We start from the raw sequence: 20,404 nt of genomic DNA, 5'->3' as shown, positions 1-20,404 counted from the left end.
CCAGTCGCGGACACCAAGCATGTCCTAAAGCTCGGGTCTTAAATGGACTAAGGGTACCGTTCCCTGATGGGCTCGCTGCTAAAGGCGTCGATGAAACGTATGGTCCCCTGTGGAAAGTAAGGACGGTAGAACAATGCGATGTCGTTACGCTCGCCTTCTGGGATCTGCTCCCATTCGAGGCGAATATCGAGCTCTTGAGTGACGCGGGCGAGGGCCGCTTCACGGGTGACGCGGGGCGTTTTGGGCGTTGCAAGGAAGATGGACGGGTGCGTGTCCGTACTCATGTAGGCGACGATACGACCATCGGTGCGGCGCAATGTGACGAAACAAGAAAATAGATAAAGGGGAATGCCGTCGATGAAAGCTTCAAACCGAAATATTTGATTTGGGCTGTCGCCTGACGCTTCCCCAGGGCCTTCTTGTGGTATAGTAGGAGAATCGAGCGCATCTTCGTCATCCACCAGGAACAAATAACGGTGTGCCTCGGGGAAGACGCGCTGGACAAAAGCAACGGCCCTAGCTTTAAGCACGGCATGGGGCAAGCACTTCGGCCCGGAGATGACACGCTTGGTCTCGTCCTCATGGGAAAAGCGAATGAAGCCCAAGAGGCGCCCCGAAGCTTTGCAAACGGTCATCTGGGCGACGTGAAAATTGAAGAGGGCCTCAAAAAATTGAGCAAACGTTTTGGCTTGGTGAGATGGTTGGGATTCAGACGGAACTGCGGGTCGAAGCAAGACGTCGGGTGTAGGCCATAGGTCGGGAGAAATATAATCTGCATATGTTTCTTTAAGCCACACCACCCGCCGCCCATCCTCCCAATCCATGCCGCGCCGCGGATAACGGTTAAGGTCGCCGCTAACGTGCTCAAGGAACGACTCGAGAGCTTCTTGGCCGAGGACGACAGTATCGGATGACGCTTTCAAGGGAAGGAGCCGTGGCTTTTTGGGCGAGGAAACATGCACGTTGTACGCTGGGCCGGGGACGTCCGCATCCGCGGGGAGCGGCCAAAGGCCTTCGATCCAGTAGACCAGCCGGGTTTCGCCAAGGCCATCTTGCGGAAGAAGATAAAGCTTTGGATCGAAGTGGGCAAGCATCAAGGTAGCGTTAAGGGCGCGCTTCGCCTCCTGTAGGACCTCCTCGCGTGAACGGAGCTGTGCAGGCGGCGACGGCAGCCGAACGCGTTTTCCTTTGAAACGGAAGGCCTTGATGCGACCGCGGGCGTCAACGTCGATGTGTAGACCGGTGTCAGGCAGCGGCAGTCCGGCGACCGTCTGCGACCACGTGAAACGGGTAAAGCCCTTGAAGCCCTCGTCGTGAAGTTGCGGGAAATCCGTTTTGAAACCCGGCGCGTGGGTCATCAAAAAGGCTTCGGCGACCTGTCTCCGTTGGTCGATGGAAAGGGCCTCTTGGGGTTGGCTGCCCTTAAGGACCGATGGCTCTTCACATTCAAATCTTTCAAATTCCAGGAGGCGTCCTTCAGGCATGGCCAGGGTGACAACAACCATGCCTTTGTCGGGATCGTTCGAATCCCGCCACCACAGATGGGCCTCCGTGTATGTCGTTCGGTCGATCGCGTCTTCCAATACGATAACATAGTGGTGTGGAATCGAAAACATCGCTTTGGCGATGCGCTTGGCCTGGTTTAAAAGGGCTCTTGACGCTTTATGCATGGCTCGCCTCCTTTACAACCTTAACCCTTCCCTCGCCTACCTATCCCACATTTTTTATAATGTGGGCCCAATTGTCAAGACACGAAATGAGAAATTTTTAAGCGTGGAATCCCTGGCCCTCGAAAAAACCCACCATTTCCGGTACACCATGCCGGACCGCTGAAACAACGTTTAATTGTAACAGCTTTCCAGCCCCTAACTGGCATGATATAATATGTGTGAATGTGGAAAGATAGCCCGCGCTTTACCCGATCAGATACGGGCCATTGACAAGCGCCGGTTAAAGGGGCACGTCATTTTTCCTGGCCCTCAAGATTGCCCTGGGCGAACTGCTGGCGTTACCCGAACCCTTTGTGTGATTTTTGTACCGCCCTGCACATTTTCGAACACGGGAGGACGGCATCATGCGCACCGGTGTGGCCAATTTACCCCTGCACGGAGGCAAATGCCCGGCCTGGTTATTCGGGCGCATGACCCGGATGACCCGGGCGCTTATTGAAGCAATGGTTGCCGACACCGGCCCGGCCGGCGTGCTGCGGCGCCTGTCCGATCCCTTCTGGTTTCAGGCCCTGGGCTGCGCCCTGGGCTTTGACTGGCATTCCTCCGGCCTGACCACCACCGTCTGCGGCGCCCTGAAGGAAGCTTTAAAAGACTGCGCCGGACAGCTGGGCCTCTTTGTGGCCGGGGGCAAGGGGCGCACTTCCCGCCGGACACCGGACGAAATCCTGGCTTACGCCGAACGCTTCCCCATTTCCTGCAGCGCGGAGGAACTGGTCTATGCCAGCCGCATGTCCGCCAAAGTAGATAATTCCGCCGTGCAGGACGGCTACCAGCTCTACCACCACACCTTTATCTTCACCGCTACCGGCCAGTGGGCGGTAATCCAGCAGGGCATGAACGAAAACAACCGCCAGGCCCGCCGCTACCACTGGCTGGGCGAATCGGTGAAGGATTTTGTCTGTGAACCGCACCAGGCGGTATGCTGCGACCGGCGGGGAGAAACCTTAAACCTGGTGGCCCGGGAAAGCGACCCGGCCCGCCGGGTGATCAGCGAACTGGCCCGGGAAAAGCCGGAACGGCTGCTGCGGGATCTCACCCTGCTGCAGGAAAAGGACATGCTCCGCCTGCCCGCCCGGCACCGGGTTGAGCTGGCCGACATCCACCCCCAGAACCTGCACCGGGTGCTGCTGAAAAGCTACGAGCGGCAGCCGGAAAACTTTGCCGCCCTGCTGGCCACCCCGGGGGTGGGGCCGAAGGCCCTGCGGGCTTTGAGCCTGCTCTCGGAGCTGGCCTATGGCACGCCGCCCAGCTACCGGGACCCGGCCCGCTACAGCTTCGCCCACGGGGGCAAGGACGGCCACCCCTACCCGGTGGACCGGGCCACCTACGACCTGACAATCGCCTTTTTGCAAAAGGCCCTGGCCGAAAGCCGCCTGGGCCGCGGGGAAAAGCTGGATGCCTTTAAACGCCTGGGGCAGTGGGCAGCGGCCCTGGGGAAAAGGGTCAATGACCAGTAAAATTGACTGGGCGAGAAGATAGATGAGCGACATCAAAACAATGGTCAACGGTTTAAACAAGTTCCTCTCCGCCATATATGGAGAGGAAACCCGCTTGAGCCTCCTGTTCCCGCCGAAAACCGCAGGAGTAGCCTTAACGACCACTTAATCTGAGCTATGGGTAATGATTCACCCCCTATGACCAATGTCGGCGGGGCGAAATAGCTGAATTTCCTCTACCCTTTGAAAATCTTCGTCAGCACTGGCCAGATGCGGGCAATTCATTCTGTCCATAGCGCTTAGGAGAAAGGAATCATTGGTCAGCAACCCGTATTTTTGGCGGAATTGCTGGCTGTTCCGGCAATCGGCCAGGGTGTATGGCAATACCTGTATCCCCATTTCAGGAATGCGCAAAGCGTATTCAGCATAGCTATTCAGTTGTTGCACTACTTCCGGTTTTTCCTTTAACTTTTTCGCTACGTTTCCAGGGGAAACCAGACCTTTGTTAACAGCTTCAATCATCATTAAGCGATGCAAAACTTCCATGATTACCCCAATGGTGGTGAAACCGTTAATTGAACCATCTTCACAACGATGCAACAATTCTGTACATTCGATGGATAGACCAGTGAAATGGTATACAAAAATATTGGCGTCTAAAAATACTCTTTTCCCTTCGATCCGGTCAAACGTCAAGGAATGATTCCTCCTCCAGAATATTTTTTACCAGCTCCGGAGTGGCTGGTATAACCCCTCTGGTGGCGCGGACAAAGGAACCGTCCTTTTTGTTCTTTTCCTGATCCAGGTACCTGGCCAGGGCTTCCTCAATAATCTCATTTAGCCTTTTATTTTTCTGCAGGGCAAGCAACCGGGCTTCACTCAGCAGGTAGCGGTCAATGGATGTGCCGATTTTTTCGCGCATTTTAAGCCCCCCATTATGTGGCTTTTTTGAATTGTACCATTTAGATTGACTTAAGTCAATCTAGATGCAGGTATACTTCTACCCCTCCGGCCACTCTTCCCTGGCCCGCCGGCTGATGGTCCGGTAACAATCGGCCAGGCACGCGGCCAGATCCTCCCCGCCCTGCCAGAAAGGGGGCGGCCCCAGGGTCTTCAACAGGCCGGCGTCCACCTCCGGCGCCACCGGGTGGTAGAATAAACCGGCCGCCTCCTCCCCCTCGTCCCAGAACCGGTCCAGCTGCTCTTCCAGGTCCGGCCCGGCGGGTTCCCCGGAAAGGGGTAAATCCCCCTCCGGCCGGTCCTGTTCCGCCCGGGCGGCCCTTTTTTCCCGCAGGGCGGTAACCAATTGTTCCTTGCTGCGCCCCCGCAGCAGGAATAACAGGAAGGGATCCTCGTCAAACTTTTTGCCCAGCAGGTAATACACGGCGGCGATGTGCTTGCAGGGGTTGGCCCAGTCGGGGCAGGAACAGCTGGTTTTGATATCCCTGACCGCACCGGGGAAAAGGGACAGGCGCACCTGGCGGAAGGCCTCCTCAATATCCCGGGGCATTTCCCCCGCCAGCAGGAGGGCGGCAAAGACCGCCCGGCCGGCCATGGCCTCGATCACCTTGTTCCAGTCCCGGTCCGGGATGGTTTTCATTTCTATGCTCACCCGGTAGGGACGGGGGCGGCTGCCCTGCACCAGGGCGGTCACCTGCCCCGGTTTGATGTATATCTCCAGCACATGGCCCGCCCGGGCGTAGGTGCGCCCGCGCTGCAGGCGGGTGCTCCAGCCAAAGGATTCCAGCACCTCTATCCACCTTTTGCCCCACCAGGTGGCGCCAAACTCTTTTCTGGCCATAAATACCCCCCGCTATTCTTCATCCACGGCCTGCCTGCTCAAGCTGAAGAGCTCCCGCAGTTCGGCCGTGCTCATTTCCGTCAGCCATTCCTCGGCCGTGGTGACGATACTGCCGGCCAGGTTCCTTTTCTCGCTTATCAGCCGGTCTATTTTCTCTTCCAGTGTGCCGCTGCAGACAAATTTATAGACGAAAACATTTTTCTTCTGGCCGATGCGAAAGGCCCGGTCGGTGGCCTGGTCCTCCACCGCCGGGTTCCACCAGCGGTCAAAGTGAAAGACATGGTTGGCCCGGGTCAGGTTCAGGCCCACCCCGCCGGCCTTCAGGGAGATGACAAAAAGGGCCGGGCCGGAGGGCTGCTGGAAGCGCTCCACCATGCGGTCCCGCTGGCGCTGGCCCACACCGCCGTGCAGGAAAAGCACTTCCCGGCCGAAAGAGGCCTGCAGCTGGTTCTTCAATATTTCCCCCATGCGGGCAAACTGGGTGAAAATCAGCGCCTTTTCTCCCCCGTCCAGGATTTCTTCCAGCATTTCTAAAAGGCGCATCATTTTACCCGACCGTTTGGGCGTCGCCGGGCCGTCCGCCAGAAATTGCGCCGGGTGATTGCACACCTGTTTCAACCTGGTGGTGGCGGCCAGCACCAGCCCCCGGCGTTCCATGCCTTCCGCCCCTTCGATGCGTTCCAGCATCTCCCGCACCACCGCCTCGTAAAGGGTGGCCTGCTCCCTGGTCAGGGTGCAGAAAATATTGCTTTCCTGCTTTTCCGGCAGGTCCTGGATGATCCGGGGATCGGTCTTCACCCGCCGCAGGATGAAGGGCTGCACCAGCTGCTTTAAGCGCCGGGTCTTTTCCCGGTGGCCGTTGCGCTCAATGGGCAGGGCAAAACGGCGGTTAAAATCGGCGGCCGGCCCCAGAAAACCGGGGTTCAAAAAATCCATGATGGACCACAACTCCGATAAGCGGTTTTCCACCGGCGTGCCGGTGAGGGCAAAACGGTAGCCGCTCTTCAATCTTTTGACACTGCGGGTTTGCTTGGCCCCCGGGTTTTTGATGTTCTGCGCCTCGTCCAGGACCACCCCGTCCCAGGCCAGCCCGGCCAGCAGGTGGGCGTCCCGCTGGACCAGGGCATAGGTGGTCAGCACCAGGTGGCTGGCTATAGCCCGCCGGGTAAAATCCTTCCCCTGCAGGCGGTTGGGCCCGTGATGGACCAGCACCTTCAGTTCCGGCGTAAAACGGGCCGCCTCCCGCTGCCAGTTGCCCACCACCGAGGTGGGGCAGACCAGCAGCGCCGGTCCGGTGCTCAATCCCTGCTCCACCCGGTGCAGCAGGAAGGCCAGGAACTGGACGGTCTTGCCCAGCCCCATGTCATCGGCCAGGCAGCCCCCCATACCCAGGCGGGAGAGAAAAGCCAGCCAGGAAAAGCCCCGCACCTGGTAGGGGCGCAGCTGCCCACAGAATTTCTCCGGCACCGGCAGCAGGGCCAGTTTCCCTTCCTCCCGCAGCCCTTCCAGCACCCGGCCCAGTTCTCCGGCGGCGTCCATGCCCGTAACGGGCAGGTCGCCGGGGTCCGGTGCCTTTGCCGACGGTATGCCTGCGGCCAGGCGCATGGCTTCCCCCAGGGTCAGGGTGGGATTCCGTCCCTGCCCGGCCACCAGGCTGAGGGCCTTTTCCATCTGCCGGGGATCAATTTCCACCCACTGGCCCTTCACCCGCACCAGGGGAACCTTCATGGCCGCCAGCTTTTGAAACTCCGCCGCATCGATGATTTCCCCGCCCAGGGCCAGTTCCCAGTCAAATTCCACCAGGGTGTGCAGGCCGATAATCCCCCGGCCCACCCCCTCGCTCTGCCCCTTTTGGGACTGCCTTATTCGCATGCGCAGGCCCAGGGCGGCTTCTTCCCCGCCCCACCAGGCGGGCACCTGTACGCCCAGGCCGCTTTCTTTCAACAACGGGACGGCCTGTTTCAAAAAGTCGTAGGCTTCGGCGGTGGACAGAGCACACCGGGTGGGACAGGGGCTGTCCAGTGCCCGGACCAGGGGCGGGAACAGGCGGCAGGCCTGCCCCAGGTCCGCCAGCAAACGTTCCTGGGGATTTTCAAAGCGCCGTTGTAAAAAATGCAAGGTGGAGCTTCTTTCCTTCCACACCGCCTCCGCCGGCACCAGCAGGCTGGGGTCATCCACGGCCTGTAAAAAGAAACCCAACGTCCAGGTTTCATCCTCCCCGGCACCGTTATGGCGGCCGCCCTCCCCCTGCCCTTCCGGGGGCGGCTCCAGGCGAAAACAGGTGCGGAAGGACGACTGCCGGCGGCGGGAAAGGGGAGAACGCCAGGCAATTAATTCACCGGCCATGGTTTTTAGCAACTCTTCCGGCAAGTCCACCGGGCCGCCGCCATGCCTCAAGGACTCCAACCAGCGCATACCCGCCGGGTTGCGGGCACCTTTGCACCGCCCGGCAGGGGCAGGGGACAGCCAGCCGGCGATTTTCTCCTGGACCACGCTGCGGACAAAATCCATGAGCATGACCCCGGGGGCCGGCAGTATGGTTTCCCCTCCCTTTCCCGGATCAGAGCCGTTTTTCCAGCCGGCCACGGCCCGGCAGGCCGGGGGCATGGAGCGGGCCAGCAGCTCCAGCCTGCGCATATCTTCGGCGGCGTTGAACACCGGCCGCCATACGGCCCGGTAGCTTTTTTCGTCCAGCATGGGGATAAAGCGCTGCCGCACCAGCAGTTCCATGGCCCAGAGAGCCGCCCGCCGCCAGAAGTGCCAGCCGGAAGCGGGCAAAACGGCATCAAAGGAAAAACGCCCGCTCAAAAGCAGATCCACGGCCTGCCCGGCGGGAAGCAAAAAACCTTCCACCAGCCAGGGCGAAAGGGTCATCAGGCCGTTAACGGGCTCTTCATCTTCGGCCGTACCGGCCACCGGCACCAGGGGCGAGGGCTGGGGCCGGCCGCCGGCGGTGGGCAGCAAAAGCCAGAGTTGAAGGGTTTCCGGTACCTGCTTTAAACCCAGCCCGTGGTATAAGTCCGCCTTCTCCGCCTGCCCGGGGTGCCAGCCCCGGGGCCGCCGCCCCCGGCGCCGGGGCAGAACGGTATCACGAAACTCCGTGCCGGGGGCCATTTCCCCCCAGGCAAAAAAATATCCACCATCTTTCACCGCCGTACCGGCGGGAAGCCAGGTTCCGTGCAAAACGAGCATAAAAATTCACCCGGGGTAATATTCGACATTCCTCATTATTTACCTTTCTCGAATAATCATATGGTATAATCACAATACATATAAGAAACATGGCTAAAGGTACATATTCCGGGGAGGGGCAAAAATTGCTGCTGGAGACTAAAAAAATTATCAGTGAGATTAAACGATATGTCCAGGACCGACCACAGGTGGCCGTGGCCTATTTGATGGGGTCTTATGCCGGGGGCACGGCCACCCCTTTGAGTGATGATGTGCCGTGCCACGACCGTGTAGACTTCCGGGCCTGGGAATACCTGCACCACCACCTCCACCTGCTGGCCGACTATGCCCTGCAGGTGGAGGACGCCCTGGAAAGGACCGTGAAGCGGTAGTGGCGGCCGGTTTGGGAAGGATCATGGAGACAGGCCGTTTCATTCACCCAGATAGGCAGCAAAAAGTTCCAGCCCCCGGCGAAAAACGGCGGGATCCAGACCCACCCCCGGGCGGAAGTGGTACGAATGGGGCAGCCGGTGGGACAGGCGACGATTTGGCTCTTCCCAGGTGAGCATAAACGCGGCCACCCCGAAAGCATGTCGGATTGCATTTTTTCCCTGGATAATTTATTACTTAAATATTATAATGGTTTAGGAATAAGAGGAAAAGGGGTTAACATGAAGCAGGCAGTAGCAAAAAAACCCGTATACGTTGCCTGTCACAAAGTGGATGTCCGCTCTCTAACCGCCTTCGGGGTGAGCATTTTATTTTGGGCTTCCGCCTTTGCCGGCATCCGGGCCGGCCTGACCGCCTATTCCCCCGGACACCTGGCCCTCCTGCGCTTTTTGGTGGCCTCTCTTGTCCTGGCCGGGTACGCCATACTGACCCGGATGCGCCTGCCGCAGGCAAGGGATCTTCCCGCCATCCTGCTCCTGGGCTTTGCCGGGATCACCGTTTATCACGTGGCCCTATCTTACGGAGAGGTTACCGTAACGGCCGGGGCGGCCAGTTTGTTGATTGCCGCCGGCCCCGTCTTTACCGCCCTTTTAGCAGCGGTTTTTCTGGGTGAACGCCTGCAACCCCGGGGGTGGGCGGGCATTGCCGTCAGTTTTGCCGGGGTGGCCTTGATCGCCCTGGGGGAAGAGGGGGGCGGGATGCATTTCAGCCCCGCCGCCTTTTTAATCCTGCTGGCGGCCCTGGGCACCAGCCTTTATTTCGTTTTTCAAAAACCCTACCTGAAAAAGTACAGCGCCCTGGAGTTCACTTCCTACACCATCTGGTCGGGAACACTTCTGATGCTGGTTTTCCTCCCGGGTCTGGCCGGGGAAATCCAGGCCGCCCCCCTTTCCGCCACCCTGTCCATAGTTTACCTGGGGGTCTTTCCCGCCGCCCTGGCCTATGTGACCTGGGCCTATGCCCTGGCGCGGGTGCCCGCTTCGGTGGCCGCCAGCTTCCTTTACCTCTCCCCCGTGCTGGCCATCCTGATTGCCCTGCTCTGGCTGGGCGAACTGCCGGCCGTCCTTTCCCTGGTGGGGGGAGCGGTGGCCCTTTTGGGGGTGCTGCTGGTTAATTCCCGGGGTAGATAGTGGGAGGAAAATAATGCTGCTGTATCCCGGCCAACCCGACAGCGCTCAAAAACAAAACCCCTTCCGGCAATTCACCTCCGGAAGGGGCCCACGGAAAGGGTTCATTTATTAGGCAGCCCGGGGGTCGCCTGTCCCTTCAGTTCATCATTTCCGGGCATTTCTTTAGCCTGCAGGGCTTCGGGGGGCAGCTGGATCTTGATGTCCTCCCCAAAGGAGTAGTCCTTGACCTGCATGCGCATTTCCGCCAGTTCCACCGGCATGACCTCGCCCTGGAACCGGTCGTTGAAAGAAACCACTACTCGCGTCTGGCTGGACACGGGCAGGTAGGTATCCGCGTTGATCTCTTCCCGGCCCCAGTAGGAAATGGATTTAAACAGCTGGTTAAATTCCTTCAAAGCGCTTTCCATTTCCGGCCCGCCCATCATCTGATCACGCATGGATTGGGGCACGGCTGCTTTCAAGAAAGCGGCCATATCGTCAATCCGGCCGTGGTAACCAATCTCATATGTCTTCTGGCCGTTTTTCTCCCCGGTTCCTAAAAGTTGATAATGCAAATAGGGCTTTAACTCCTCCGGTATCCCCATTTTGCTGGCTTCCAGGCTTTCCTTCATCAAAGCCTCCATATCAACCGTATCCTTTTCCGGCAGGCGCACCCATTCGGCTTTACCGGAAACCGGGTCGGTTACTTTCATATACAGCCTGCCGTCCACCATATACTGCTCCACTTCCATGTTGGGCAGTTGCCCGTCCATCCCTGCGGCCTTAAACTGCCACCGTTGCACCTGGTGAAAGGTGGCCGGTAAAATCATTTCCAAGCTGATCTGTCCCGACCCTTTGAAATCGGGTATTTTTTCCGCTACTTCCGGCCGGGGTTTGATGGCCATGTCCATATTGCCCGTCAGACGCATGGCTTTTATTTCGGATTGGGCCTGCTGGCTTTTTTCCACAATATCCACGGCCTGCGGGTCGCTGCCGAAAACCCGGGACAGAAAAGCAGCGGCATCCCCCACAGAGAGGGGCTTTTCTGGATCGATACCATCATTGAGCAGTCCCTGGCTGGTCAGCCAGTTGTAAAGGGTATTGCCCCAGTGATCCCCCTTTAAAGGACCGGCCTGCTGCTCCAGGGTATCAAAAAGGCCCAGGGTGCGGGCCACCAGCGCCGCCGCCTCCACCCCCGTCAGGGACTGGTTCGGCCGCATGGTGCCGTCGGGGTAGCCGGCCATAACTCCCTCTTCCTTCAGGGTGGCCATGGCTTTAGCGTACCAGCTTCCCGGATCCACATCCCTTGCCAGGTAAACCTGCTGGTCTACGGCCGGTATATTGGCCGCCTTCACCAGCATGGCGGCAAAGGCACCCCGGGTAACCGGCTGATCCAGGGCCGGGGTCTCCGGAAAAACACCCAGCAGTTTCCCCTGGTCCAGGGGCTGGGCAAAGGACAGCCCTGCACCCAGACAGAGAGAAAGCAACAAAACCAGTGAGATGATTAACCCCTTGCGCAAATGCCATCGCCCCTTCCATTGCTTACCTTTAAGCTCCCCATTCTTTTCCCCGCCGTTGTACCGGCGTGGAATGTCCGCCAACACTACCGGAACCGGCTGGTTTTTCCCTCCCCTCCTTTCTCCTTTACAGGCCAAATCTGGCCGGATCCTGTATGGTCCGGCTGGCAAACCCGCTTTTCAATTGCCCTTTTTTATTTAGACGTTGAAAAGGCCCTTCAAGTTCCCATATTTATGTTAATTAATTGTAAAGAAAGAACCATTTTTCGGCAGGAAAAAAATCCCTGCCCCGGGGGCGATACTTTCAGCAGGTCCCATCCACTCCGGAAAAACTCTGAACGTTTTTCTTCCATTCTGAAACCCTTGATTTTTAAGGGTTTTCTGGTGTTTCTTCAGTGTTTGCTAACCAATTGCTAACCGGCTAAAACCCCAAATCTTCAATGGCCCTGACCGCTTCTTTTTGTGAAGGGGGCAGTACGTGGCTGTACCAAGGGGAATAACCCTTTGCGCTTTCTTAGTTTTGGGTCTCTGTGTTTTAACTACGCCCGGCAGGACGGCCAGCGTCTGCACGATGTGTATTTTCTTGCCGTTAAAATCGATATTTTCCCACTCTAGAGCAAGCAGTTCTCCCAGGCGTGCCCCCGTTTTAACGCCAGGTAAACCAGCGGGTAGTATTTATGCCCCTCGGTGGCTTTTAAAAACCGGGCCGCATCTTCTTTTGTCCAAACGCGCATCTCTTTTTCCTCGACCTTTGGAGGTTCCGCATCGGCAGCGGGGTGCTGATGTGCACGGTGGTGCGGTAGCCCCCGCCGGTCAGCACCAGGGCGAAGGCCGGGTAGACTTTATCCACCACCCCGGTACACTGGACGGGCCAGGTACCGGGGTTTTTAAACCTGATACGGACACGGACGCGGACGCCGGGGACAATACCGGCGTTCCGGAAGTCGAATCTCGGGAGTGCGGGCACTCTGTCGGCCACTGTCGGTCACGCTCCTTCGCGCTCTTTTTTCCGCTGCCGGTAAACTGCCTGTTTGCGCTGTTCTTTCCTGACAGCTTCGCCACAGCCGGTGCAGTATTTCTGCCGGTTGCCGGCTGGAGTGAAAGGTTTCTTGCAAACGAGACACGCCTTTTGTTCCATTTGCCCTGCCTGTTCCCACGGGAACGGTCTGTCGTATTTCCGGCGGCTTTTCTCCACGGCGCGGACAAATTTGTCCAGCGCGTCGTCGGACCACAGGCCGTTGAACTGCCGCACGTAGAAGTCCCGCTCGGAAATGCCGCACCCCACGCACCGGGCGTATCCCAAACGGCCGTCCAGGCCGAAGGGTGTCTCCTTTTCGCAGCAGGGGCACCAGGCCAGGGCCTTTTGTAAAGCCGGGGAAAAACCTTCAGGCGGTTTAATTACCGGTGTCTCCACGGATAACCACTCCTTTAAAATGTAAGTTTTTGGTATCAACGCAATATAGGGCATTCTGGGAAGCCCCCTGAAAAAAACGAATCCGGGAAGCCTTGATTTTACTGGCTTCCCGGTATGGGGGCCTGTTGTACATTAGACCGGCGGGTATAGAAGTAAGAAGTACGGGTTTAGTTCACAAATTAAAATGTATACTCTCGGAAGCCTTATCCCGTAAGGCTTCCGGGGTTCGGTTTCTGACCGTTTTCGTCTAATCCGTTACGCGGGGATGGTACCCTGCTGCCCGGTGCTTTGCGCCACTTTCTCATATACATGGCGCGGGTGTCGCGGTAGCCGTTTATCCGGCATTTCTCGCACCAGACCTGGCGGTTGCTCGACGGGTCAAGTTTCTTGTTGCAGTACAAGCACCGTTTTTCTTTCTTCTGCCGGTCGTTTCTTTTATTGGCTTTCTTTTCCCGCTCCAATTGCTTCCGCTTCCGCTCCCTCGCCCTCTCCACTTCCGGGTCGGAACGGCACTCGTCGCAGTATTTCTGACTGTTTTTGCACGGCTGAAATTTATTACCGCACCAGCGGCATTCAGTCATTTGACCATCTCCTTCACTTTTTCGACCACTCTCTGCACCACCTCCCCGTCCCCCACACAAACTGCTTCGCGAACAGCACCCCATCGGGCCGCCGGTATTCGGCCATCGGCTTCAGCCCGGCTTCCAGGGCGGCCTGCCACACCTGGCTGTCGTCGGAGTACAGGACGGCTTTATCGCCGCAAGCCCACGTCTCAACCACCGCACGCCACCTCCCTCCGCTTCGGCGTCACCGCTTCCAGGGGCGGCCTGCCCTGCTCGCTGTCCAGCCACAGCACGCACCTGTTCTTCACCGCCAGGACGCAGTTGCGCCTGTCCACCCTTATGCCCAGCCAGTCCCTGCCCCCGCCGGTAACGGGCCACTTCTTCGACACCAGCCGGTCCCAGGACACCCGCAGGAGCTCAAGTGTGCCGTTGTCCACCCGGAAGTCCGGGGGCACCGGGGCGTTCAGGCCGAAGTTCTCACCCCTGCCGGGCACAACCGTTATAATCCTCCGGGACTCTGGTTCGTAGACGAACCTGATTCCCGGCCCGACCAGCTTCACCCGGAAAAGGCCGCTGCTTTGCGCGAAGAAATCTTCCACCGGCCACACCCGGCCCTCCAGGTTCAGGGCCAGGACGTGCCTGGCGGTCCAGACCAGGGTTTCGTCGTCGTATGGCAGGCCCACGATGCGATCCAGGTACATTTCGCCCGCGTGCGGGGATACCGATATGTTTTTGGGAACGGGCCATGATGTAGGTAGTCGCATACTTTTCAGTTCCTTTGGAAAAATTTCAAAATGTCAAGAGAACATTTTGTTCTCTTGAAAAATACAGATATTGGAATATGCGCATGGTTAAACCTGGCAACGCTTGTGCAAAATTTTGCCGAAGCGTTAATTGCCGTTTGATTCAAACTCCTTGACTATCAAACCTTTTCCATTGCCGCCACATCTCCCTTCAAAAATTTAGGCCGCTGGCTCAACCGCCTGCCTCCTTTCCCGCCGGAAATTGGCCTTAAAAATAAAAAGCCCGGCCGGGGTTATGTCCCCGACCGGGTCCTTCTGGTTCTCTTTCTCTCCTGCCGTCAGTCAATTGATATATTGCGTGCTGGGCGCGGCCAGCAGCATGACCGTGCCAGCTATCTTGTCGTCCAGCTCGTCCGGGAAATCCCGGTCGTAGTGAGCGATCACCATCATGGCCCCGTCCCACACCCCGCGGCAGTACGGATCGTCCCGGTAGTGAGGCAGGCGGGACATGAGTTCAGCGACAATCTCTTCCGGGTCTCTCCCCATCCGCTACGTCACCTCTAAAAAAAGAAAGGCCGGGGTTTTCGTAAACTCCCGGCATCTCTTCGCAGAGAGATAAGGTCGGGTTAAAATACCCGACCACTGGTCTCCCTCTGGTTTTTGATTTATTATTATGCCCCGCTGCCCTGCTCCCGGCGTATGGCTTCTGCAATCCACGACCGAATCAGGGTCTGGTAGGGGATGTCCTTCTTCCTGGCTATCTCTTTTGCCGCTTCTATCTGGGACACCCGCAGGCGCAGGGTCACCTGTTTGGTCCGTGCCCGCTCGCGGATTTTTGCGGCCAGTTCGGGGTCTAATTCAACCTCTTCAGGTTCAAACAACCCTTTCTCCATAGCTTCCGCGAAACTGTAGCTGGCAAAGAATTCAGCGGCCTCTTCCTCAGTAGCAAATTCAGGTATCTCGTCACCCTTGAATTCAGGTAGCTTCTTAGACATTGACTCACTCACCCCTTTGTCGGCGGTAGTATCGTCTTTCGCCTGGGATCATATCCCGGGCCGTGATAATGCGGACTGTACCGCTGCCAGTGGGCATTTCTCCGGGTCATACCCGCCCTTCGGGCCGTCCATGCAGCATCGGCCGGCACCGGGGGCTACCTTTTCTTCCGGCAGCCGGTCCCGGATAACCTGCATAGCGGCCCGGTAGATTTCTTCGTACAGGTCGTCCCGGTTCTCTGTCAAAAAATGCTCGGCTTTTTCATAAGTCCAGTACCATAGTGGCGTGCGGGCACTGGGAGTAAATCATAACGGTGTTGGCGAAGCTGTACCGGTGAAACTTGGCTGGAAAGCGAAAAACTCTTCCAGTTTACCTGAAACGAACACTTCCTGCACGCCGGTTTTAAGCTGCTCGTACAATGCCTGCACCAGCCTGGCGGTCTTGTCGAGGTAATATTCCGGGTCAATTTCTCGTCAAGAAATTCCAGCTCGGTCAGTTCTTTGCCAGGAACCGTCTTTAAAACTCCCGATTTTTAATTCTGCTACTTGCCCAGCAGCAATCTCATCACCAGAATCAAGACGCCGGTTTGACCCGCAAGGAAGGCCAGCGTTTTCCAGAAAAGCCTGGACTCAGCGGCAGCTATTTCTCTGACGATTTCCGTTTTCGTTTGAACAATGCGCCGTTCAATCCTTTCCGCCGCCGTTTCACTGACATTCTCCCGCAGTGCTTCCGGAACATAAAGGATTTCCACTATCCTGCTCACTTCCCTGTTCCTTCTTACCTGCCGATTGCCGTTAAAATCAGTTTAATGGAAAGCCCTAACAAGCCACCCATAACAGCAACCTGGCCTACCCAAAAGATAAACATCCACTTGATCAAGTCCGCTCTGGTATGAGCGATCTCCGTTTTGAGCTCTGTTCTGAGGTCAGCAATTTGTTTCTCAATCCCGCCTTTTGTTTCCGTCAGCCTCTGCTCCAGTTTGTCAGAAGCCTTTTCCTCCAGGCTTCCCTTTATGTTTTTTGCAGCCTGGTTAAGCAGGTCAACCAATTCTTTTACGCCATCCTCGCCCAGCTTCGTTCGCAAGGTTTCCGGGATATAAAGGGATATAAAGGATTTCCGCCATCCCGCTCACTTCCCTTCGCCCCCCATTTTACCACGGGGCGCGTTACCCGGCAAGCCGAACGTCCAGGGCGATCAGCCCCCTGTCGCCCTGCCGGTACTTGATCTCCACCGTCTTACCCACCGCCCCGGCCAGGGCCTGGCCAGCGCCGTTTTTGGCGTAGACGGCGTGTTTGGTGCCGTCTATGGCCTGGCAGTAGGCCCTGACGACGCCGGGGGACTTGCCGGACCGGACTTCCAGCACCGTAAAGGTGCCGGTTTCCAGGCCGTTGCCCTGGCCTTTTTAGGCCGGGGGCTGCTGGGCCCGAGCCTGCGGCTGGGCCTGCACCGGGGCCTGTACGGGCTGTACCGGCTGAACGGCAATTCCCAGCGCCTGGGCGATGGCAGTTTCCAACGCCGTGGTGTCCCTACCGGCCTGCACGTAGGCGGCCAGCAGGTTCGCCATGGCGACGTAGCTGCCGTGGTCGGCACGGGCTTTTTCCAGGGCGGCCTCGGCCCCGGCAAAGTCCGCTCGGGGTTTCTTAGACACAATCCCGTCATTTAATTTTTGCCGAATCCCGCCCAACACCTGGTCGGCGTCCCGGTGCTGGGGCGGGACCAATGCCGCCCGCTCTTTCTCCGCATCCAACAGGTTTTTCAATGGCTTAAGAGCTGCCAGATCTCAAGCAGGGGAAACAGGGCCGACGGGGCCATACCCGTGCCCTTTTGCTGGCCAGAACCTTCAGCAACACTCCTGATTAAAATCCAGCCATCATTCACCCGGGATGCCCTCTTCCCTATTTTCCTCATACCGTAAGCAAGCGCATCAGTCGATCAGCAGCATCGGTCAACAGGCCGGCGGCGTTTTCCAGGCAGTAGGAGAGGGTGGCGGGGCGGGGGACGATGCTCATGTACCCCTTGATGCCGCAGCCGTATACTTCATCGGCACCCGGTCCAATGGAGCCCACCAGGGCAACCACCGGGATACCATACCTGCCGGCCACCCGGGCCACCCCGGCGGGCACCTTTCCGGAGGCCGTCTGGCTGTTTATTTCCCCTTCTCCCGTAATAACCAGGTCGGCACCCCGGGCGAGGATGCCCTCCAGGTTTACCGCCTCCATCACCAGTTCTATTCCCTGGCGCAGTTTCGCCCCCAGGAAGGCCACCAGCCCGGCCCCCAGGCCGCCGGCGGCGCCGGCGCCGGGCAGATCCCGCACATCCTTTCCCGTGTCCCGGGCAATAACCCGGGACAGGCGGGACAGGGCGGCATCCAGCCGGGGCACCATTTCCGGCGTGGCGCCCTTTTGGGGACCGTACACGGCGGAAGCACCCCGGGGACCGCAGAGGGGGTTGTCCACGTCGCAGGCCACCAGTATCTCCACCTCCCCCACCCGGGGGTCCAGGTCGCTCAGGTCGATTTGCTCCAGCAGCTCCAGGCCGGCGGCACCGGGGCCGATGTCTTTACCTCTACCGTCCAGCAAACGCACCCCCAGCGCCCGGGCCATTCCGGCGCCCCCGTCGTTGGTGGCGCTGCCCCCGATGCCCACAATCAGCCGGCGGCATCCCCCTTGCAGGGCCAGGCGGATCAGTTCACCGGTCCCGGCGGTGGTGGTGATCAACGGATTGCGCTTTTCCACGGGAACCAGGGGGAGGCCGGAAGCCTGGGCCATTTCCACCACCGCCGTTTGGCCGTCCCCCAGGATCCCCCAATGGGCGATTACCGGTTCCCCCAGGGGGCCGGTGACGGTGGCTTTACACAGCCGGCCGCCCGTGGCTGCCACCAGGGTGGCGGTCAGGCCTTCGCCGCCGTCGGCCAGGGGCACTTCCACCGTTTCCACGGCAGGCAGCGCCCGGCGCACACCGGTGGCAATGGCCCTGGCCACCTGCGGGGCGTCCAGGCTTTCTTTAAAGGAGTCGGGCGCAATGACAATCCGTTTCATACCTTCCCCCCATCCTGTTCCACAATTACACCGATGCCGTCGGGAATTACAGTGATGGAAGCATCCCTTCCCTTCATGGAGCGGGCCCGTTGCAGCGCTTCTTCCAGGGTGGGGGCGTAGTCCATGTGCATCTGGCGTACCGTACCGGCCAGCGCCGGGTCGGTAACCACAATCACCCGGTGTTTGAGCAAAATGCGGGCCAGAATCTGCGCCTGCCACTGATCCGGAACGGTGTCCCCGGCCGCGGTGGCCAGAAAGCGGTCCATGGCCGCTTGCGGTGACGGGTAGTCCGCCAGCAGGTGGAAGAAATGGTCACCGCCCAGGCCGTCCCGGCAGCGGGACACCATGATGATCACCGCCTCCGGTGCGGCCGAGGCCTCTGCGGCGGTCATTCCTTTCACGGATTGATAGAGGTTCTGGTCCAGGGGGTAGCCCCCGTTGGTACTGATCACGATGTCCGCCGGCCTGGCCTTTACCGCCGTCTGCCCGTGCACAAAGGCACACCCCTGCCGGTGCGCTTCCACCGGGTGACCGGCCACGGAATGGATAATTTTCTTCTGGCTGTTAATTACCACGTTAAGGATAAAGGATAACCCGGCCCGTTCAGCGGCCCAGAGCATATCCTCATGGATGGGGTTATTTTCCATAATGCCGGTGCGGGCATAGGGGCTGGCAATAAAGCGGGCATTGTGATTGTAAAGCACGGTTTTGTGGGAGGCGATACCGGGGAGTACGCTCTTGCGTCCGCCCGAGAAGCCGGCAAAGAAATGGGGCTCAATGAATCCCTCGGCCACCAGCAGATCCGCTTCCACGGCCAGTTTGTTCACCCACAGTTCCCCTCCCGAGGGGAGGTTGCCCAGAAAAGTCATCTCCTCATCCTCCTGGGAACGGTGAACCTTCACTGTAACCTGTTCCAGCACCTCTTCGCCGAACTTCTGGGTCAGTTCTTCAGGAGTGCTGGGCCGGTGCATGCCGGTGGCCACGAGAATGGTGATTTTTGCCCGGGGGTTGCCTTTCTTAATTTCCTCCAAAAGCAGGGGCACGGTGATCCGGCTGGGTACAGGGCGGGTATGGTCGCTGGAAATAATCACTATATGGCTTTTTCCCGCAACCATTGCCGATAGAGGTGGGGAGGAAACGGGGTTTTGCAGGCTCTGCCGGACCAGTTCCTCCGGCCTTCCTTCCGGCCGGTAACCGCTGGAGGGCGCTGTCAGGACATGAACACGCCCTCCCGGATCCAGGGGCAGTTCCAGATAACCCGTGTCATAGGGAAGCTTAATCATACTGAATCATCCTTTCCGGGGAAAGCGGAATTTTTCAGGCACATTAAAATTATACCAGCCGTTGGGCTGATAAACAATTGTTCAGACCATCAGAACAAAACGCCATTTTTTCCACCGGTCATTCGCGGGGCCAGGTTCTACCTGTATATAAATAATACAAATAACCGGTGAACATCCTTTTTCCCGGCTAAGGCAATTCTAACCTGATAAATCTACCCTCCACCGTCCAGTCCGGTTAAATCAAAGGCCGGCACGTAATCCGGGCTGGCCGCTTCCAGTTCCTGCACGTAACCCTGATCCCGGTTCAATTCCAGCAGGCAGGCCACCACCTGCTCATATTCCTTGCGGCGCAGCCGGCGGTTTAAGGGCGGTATGCCGCCGGCCCGGTAGGCGGGAAAATATTGCGCCATCAAGCTGATATACACCTCCCCGGGAAGGTTGGCGGCGATCCACCGCAGCACCTGTTTTGAGTCCTCCACCTGACCGGGCAGGACCAGGTGCCTGATCATCAGCCCCCGCCGGGCCACCCCCTGCTCATCCAAAACCAGTGCTCCCACCTGCCGGTACATTTCCTTGATGGCGGCGGTGGCCACGGCAAAATAGCCCGGTGCGGCGGAATAGCGCCGGGACGGCTCGTCGCTAAAATATTTCAGATCTGGCAGATAGATGTCCACCAGCCCTTCCAGCATGGCCAGGGCCTCCACTTTCTCATAGGCATTGGTATTGTAGACCACCGGCAGCGCCAGCCCCTTCTCCCGGGCCAGTTCAATGGCCCGGGCGATCAGCGGGATATAGGGGGTGGGGGATACCAGGTTGATATTATGGGCCCCCTGCTGCTGCAGATCCAAAAAGACACCGGCCAGCTGCGCCACTTCTATTTCCCGGCCGAAACCATCCTGACTGATCTCGTGGTTCTGACAAAAGACACACCTCATATTACACTGGGAAAAGAAAACCGTGCCGGACCCTTTCCGGCCGCTGATGCATGGCTCTTCCCAGAAATGCAGCGACGCCTGGGCCACCTTCGGCCGGCCCGGAGCCCGGCAGAAACCCTTCTCCCCCGCCAGCCGGTTTACCCGACAGTTACGGGGACACAGGGTGCATTCCCGTAATGGTTCCGGCATATTCCCCCCCCCCCCTTAAACAACACAACTTT

25 protein-coding genes are annotated in these 20,404 nt (G+C 58.5%); 3 read left to right on the top strand and 22 right to left on the bottom strand.

The features are described 5' to 3' along the window. Nucleotides 1-47: 47 nt before the first annotated feature. Nucleotides 48-1,670: a YcdB/YcdC domain-containing protein gene (locus GFC01_RS09690; RefSeq protein WP_152946690.1), complete on the bottom strand. Its 1,623-nt coding sequence runs from the start codon at nucleotides 1,668-1,670 to the stop codon at nucleotides 48-50. A 416-nt stretch (nucleotides 1,671-2,086) separates the two neighbouring features. Here GFC01_RS09690 and GFC01_RS09685 point away from each other — a divergent pair, with 416 nt between their 5' ends. Further along, entirely contained in the window at nucleotides 2,087-3,187 is a 1,101-nt protein-coding gene (locus tag GFC01_RS09685; protein ID WP_423244384.1) for a DUF763 domain-containing protein, read from the top strand. A 168-nt stretch (nucleotides 3,188-3,355) separates the two neighbouring features. On the opposite strand, the gene GFC01_RS09680 is transcribed toward GFC01_RS09685, so the two are convergent. The 4 genes from GFC01_RS09680 to GFC01_RS09665 form a co-directional block, all read right to left on the bottom strand. Continuing rightward, nucleotides 3,356-3,862, bottom strand: coding sequence for a type II toxin-antitoxin system VapC family toxin (locus GFC01_RS09680; RefSeq protein WP_152946670.1), 507 nt, complete (start codon nucleotides 3,860-3,862; stop codon nucleotides 3,356-3,358). Further along, a complete protein-coding gene (locus tag GFC01_RS09675) occupies nucleotides 3,852-4,088 on the bottom strand; it encodes a hypothetical protein (protein ID WP_152946668.1) in 237 nt (78 codons plus the stop codon). The genes GFC01_RS09680 and GFC01_RS09675 overlap by 11 nt, the downstream gene beginning before the upstream one ends. A gap of 78 nt (nucleotides 4,089-4,166) precedes the next feature. Then, nucleotides 4,167-4,967, bottom strand: a complete 801-nt coding sequence (locus tag GFC01_RS19035) for an SWIM zinc finger family protein (RefSeq protein ID WP_207707604.1) — start codon at nucleotides 4,965-4,967, stop codon at nucleotides 4,167-4,169. 12 nt (nucleotides 4,968-4,979) lie between these two features. Next, entirely contained in the window at nucleotides 4,980-8,159 is a 3,180-nt protein-coding gene (locus GFC01_RS09665) for a DEAD/DEAH box helicase (protein WP_207707603.1), read from the bottom strand. Nucleotides 8,160-8,284: 125 nt separating this feature from the next. On the opposite strand from GFC01_RS09665, the gene GFC01_RS09660 reads away from it, so the two are divergent. Further along, nucleotides 8,285-8,530: a nucleotidyltransferase domain-containing protein gene (locus GFC01_RS09660; protein WP_152946666.1), complete on the top strand. Its 246-nt coding sequence runs from the start codon at nucleotides 8,285-8,287 to the stop codon at nucleotides 8,528-8,530. A gap of 39 nt (nucleotides 8,531-8,569) precedes the next feature. Here GFC01_RS09660 and GFC01_RS09655 read toward each other — a convergent pair whose 3' ends face one another. Continuing rightward, the gene (locus GFC01_RS09655; RefSeq protein ID WP_152946664.1) at nucleotides 8,570-8,707 is read right to left on the bottom strand and encodes a hypothetical protein; all 138 of its coding nucleotides are present in this window, start codon (nucleotides 8,705-8,707) and stop codon (nucleotides 8,570-8,572) included. Nucleotides 8,708-8,809: 102 nt separating this feature from the next. On the opposite strand from GFC01_RS09655, the gene GFC01_RS09650 reads away from it, so the two are divergent. Further along, entirely contained in the window at nucleotides 8,810-9,718 is a 909-nt protein-coding gene (locus GFC01_RS09650) for a DMT family transporter (RefSeq protein WP_152946662.1), read from the top strand. A gap of 101 nt (nucleotides 9,719-9,819) precedes the next feature. Here GFC01_RS09650 and GFC01_RS09645 read toward each other — a convergent pair whose 3' ends face one another. The 16 genes from GFC01_RS09645 to GFC01_RS09570 form a co-directional block, all read right to left on the bottom strand. Further along, nucleotides 9,820-11,217: an S-layer homology domain-containing protein gene (locus tag GFC01_RS09645; protein WP_152946660.1), complete on the bottom strand. Its 1,398-nt coding sequence runs from the start codon at nucleotides 11,215-11,217 to the stop codon at nucleotides 9,820-9,822. A 608-nt stretch (nucleotides 11,218-11,825) separates the two neighbouring features. Beyond that, complete coding sequence (locus GFC01_RS19750) at nucleotides 11,826-11,948, bottom strand: hypothetical protein (RefSeq protein WP_279233461.1); 123 nt, start codon at nucleotides 11,946-11,948, stop codon at nucleotides 11,826-11,828. A gap of 251 nt (nucleotides 11,949-12,199) precedes the next feature. Next, nucleotides 12,200-12,682, bottom strand: coding sequence for a hypothetical protein (locus GFC01_RS09635; RefSeq protein ID WP_152946658.1), 483 nt, complete (start codon nucleotides 12,680-12,682; stop codon nucleotides 12,200-12,202). 149 nt (nucleotides 12,683-12,831) lie between these two features. After that, nucleotides 12,832-13,209 (bottom strand): hypothetical protein, encoded by a 378-nt coding sequence (locus GFC01_RS09630; protein WP_152946656.1) that lies wholly within the window; start codon nucleotides 13,207-13,209, stop codon nucleotides 12,832-12,834. Between the two features lie 13 nt (nucleotides 13,210-13,222). Further along, nucleotides 13,223-13,408, bottom strand: a complete 186-nt coding sequence (locus tag GFC01_RS09625) for a hypothetical protein (protein WP_152946654.1) — start codon at nucleotides 13,406-13,408, stop codon at nucleotides 13,223-13,225. Beyond that, nucleotides 13,401-13,892 (bottom strand): hypothetical protein, encoded by a 492-nt coding sequence (locus GFC01_RS09620; protein WP_152946652.1) that lies wholly within the window; start codon nucleotides 13,890-13,892, stop codon nucleotides 13,401-13,403. Before GFC01_RS09620 ends, GFC01_RS09625 begins: the two co-directional genes overlap by 8 nt. A gap of 384 nt (nucleotides 13,893-14,276) precedes the next feature. After that, complete coding sequence (locus tag GFC01_RS09615; RefSeq protein WP_152946650.1) at nucleotides 14,277-14,480, bottom strand: hypothetical protein; 204 nt, start codon at nucleotides 14,478-14,480, stop codon at nucleotides 14,277-14,279. A 125-nt stretch (nucleotides 14,481-14,605) separates the two neighbouring features. Then, complete coding sequence (locus GFC01_RS09610; protein WP_152946648.1) at nucleotides 14,606-14,929, bottom strand: CopG family antitoxin; 324 nt, start codon at nucleotides 14,927-14,929, stop codon at nucleotides 14,606-14,608. A 48-nt stretch (nucleotides 14,930-14,977) separates the two neighbouring features. Then, on the bottom strand, nucleotides 14,978-15,172 hold the full coding sequence (locus GFC01_RS09605; RefSeq protein WP_152946646.1) for a hypothetical protein: 195 nt from the start codon (nucleotides 15,170-15,172) through the stop codon (nucleotides 14,978-14,980). A 296-nt stretch (nucleotides 15,173-15,468) separates the two neighbouring features. Then, nucleotides 15,469-15,690 (bottom strand): hypothetical protein, encoded by a 222-nt coding sequence (locus GFC01_RS09600; protein WP_152946644.1) that lies wholly within the window; start codon nucleotides 15,688-15,690, stop codon nucleotides 15,469-15,471. Nucleotides 15,691-15,704: 14 nt separating this feature from the next. Further along, entirely contained in the window at nucleotides 15,705-16,022 is a 318-nt protein-coding gene (locus GFC01_RS09595) for an LA_3696 family protein (RefSeq protein WP_423244383.1), read from the bottom strand. A gap of 70 nt (nucleotides 16,023-16,092) precedes the next feature. Further along, the gene (locus tag GFC01_RS09590) at nucleotides 16,093-16,290 is read right to left on the bottom strand and encodes a hypothetical protein (RefSeq protein ID WP_152946643.1); all 198 of its coding nucleotides are present in this window, start codon (nucleotides 16,288-16,290) and stop codon (nucleotides 16,093-16,095) included. A gap of 39 nt (nucleotides 16,291-16,329) precedes the next feature. Then, on the bottom strand, nucleotides 16,330-16,686 hold the full coding sequence (locus GFC01_RS09585; RefSeq protein ID WP_152946641.1) for a hypothetical protein: 357 nt from the start codon (nucleotides 16,684-16,686) through the stop codon (nucleotides 16,330-16,332). Nucleotides 16,687-16,831: 145 nt separating this feature from the next. Next, nucleotides 16,832-17,965, bottom strand: coding sequence for a glycerate kinase (locus GFC01_RS09580; RefSeq protein ID WP_152946639.1), 1,134 nt, complete (start codon nucleotides 17,963-17,965; stop codon nucleotides 16,832-16,834). After that, nucleotides 17,962-19,248 (bottom strand): nickel-dependent lactate racemase, encoded by a 1,287-nt coding sequence (gene larA, locus GFC01_RS09575; protein ID WP_152946637.1) that lies wholly within the window; start codon nucleotides 19,246-19,248, stop codon nucleotides 17,962-17,964. Before larA ends, GFC01_RS09580 begins: the two co-directional genes overlap by 4 nt. Before the next feature lie 212 nt (nucleotides 19,249-19,460). After that, nucleotides 19,461-20,372 (bottom strand): radical SAM protein, encoded by a 912-nt coding sequence (locus GFC01_RS09570; RefSeq protein WP_152946634.1) that lies wholly within the window; start codon nucleotides 20,370-20,372, stop codon nucleotides 19,461-19,463. Between the last annotated feature and the right edge of the window lie 32 nt (nucleotides 20,373-20,404).

It is taken from the genome of Desulfofundulus thermobenzoicus, assembly GCF_009428905.1.
GTDB lineage: Bacteria > Bacillota > Desulfotomaculia > Desulfotomaculales > Desulfovirgulaceae > Desulfofundulus_A > Desulfofundulus_A thermobenzoicus.
This window is presented reverse-complemented; position numbering and strand designations above follow the sequence as displayed.

Excerpts from the sequence above, each read along its gene's own strand:
- GFC01_RS09690 (WP_152946690.1), bottom strand. The coding sequence starts at position 1,670 with ATGCATAAAGCGTCAAGAGCCCTTTTAAACCAGGCCAAGCGCATCGCC.
- GFC01_RS09675 (WP_152946668.1), bottom strand. The coding sequence starts at position 4,088 with ATGCGCGAAAAAATCGGCACATCCATTGACCGCTACCTGCTGAGTGAA.
- GFC01_RS19035 (WP_207707604.1), bottom strand. The coding sequence starts at position 4,967 with ATGGCCAGAAAAGAGTTTGGCGCCACCTGGTGGGGCAAAAGGTGGATA.
- GFC01_RS09665 (WP_207707603.1), bottom strand. The coding sequence starts at position 8,159 with ATGCTCGTTTTGCACGGAACCTGGCTTCCCGCCGGTACGGCGGTGAAA.
- GFC01_RS09655 (WP_152946664.1), bottom strand. The coding sequence starts at position 8,707 with ATGCTCACCTGGGAAGAGCCAAATCGTCGCCTGTCCCACCGGCTGCCC.
- GFC01_RS09650 (WP_152946662.1), top strand. The coding sequence starts at position 8,810 with ATGAAGCAGGCAGTAGCAAAAAAACCCGTATACGTTGCCTGTCACAAA.
- GFC01_RS19750 (WP_279233461.1), bottom strand. The coding sequence starts at position 11,948 with ATGCGCGTTTGGACAAAAGAAGATGCGGCCCGGTTTTTAAAAGCCACC.
- GFC01_RS09635 (WP_152946658.1), bottom strand. The coding sequence starts at position 12,682 with ATGCCCTATATTGCGTTGATACCAAAAACTTACATTTTAAAGGAGTGG.
- GFC01_RS09630 (WP_152946656.1), bottom strand. The coding sequence starts at position 13,209 with ATGACTGAATGCCGCTGGTGCGGTAATAAATTTCAGCCGTGCAAAAAC.
- GFC01_RS09620 (WP_152946652.1), bottom strand. The coding sequence starts at position 13,892 with ATGTACCTGGATCGCATCGTGGGCCTGCCATACGACGACGAAACCCTG.
- GFC01_RS09615 (WP_152946650.1), bottom strand. The coding sequence starts at position 14,480 with ATGGGGAGAGACCCGGAAGAGATTGTCGCTGAACTCATGTCCCGCCTG.
- GFC01_RS09610 (WP_152946648.1), bottom strand. The coding sequence starts at position 14,929 with ATGTCTAAGAAGCTACCTGAATTCAAGGGTGACGAGATACCTGAATTT.
- GFC01_RS09580 (WP_152946639.1), bottom strand. The coding sequence starts at position 17,965 with ATGAAACGGATTGTCATTGCGCCCGACTCCTTTAAAGAAAGCCTGGAC.
- larA (WP_152946637.1), bottom strand. The coding sequence starts at position 19,248 with ATGATTAAGCTTCCCTATGACACGGGTTATCTGGAACTGCCCCTGGAT.
- GFC01_RS09570 (WP_152946634.1), bottom strand. The coding sequence starts at position 20,372 with ATGCCGGAACCATTACGGGAATGCACCCTGTGTCCCCGTAACTGTCGG.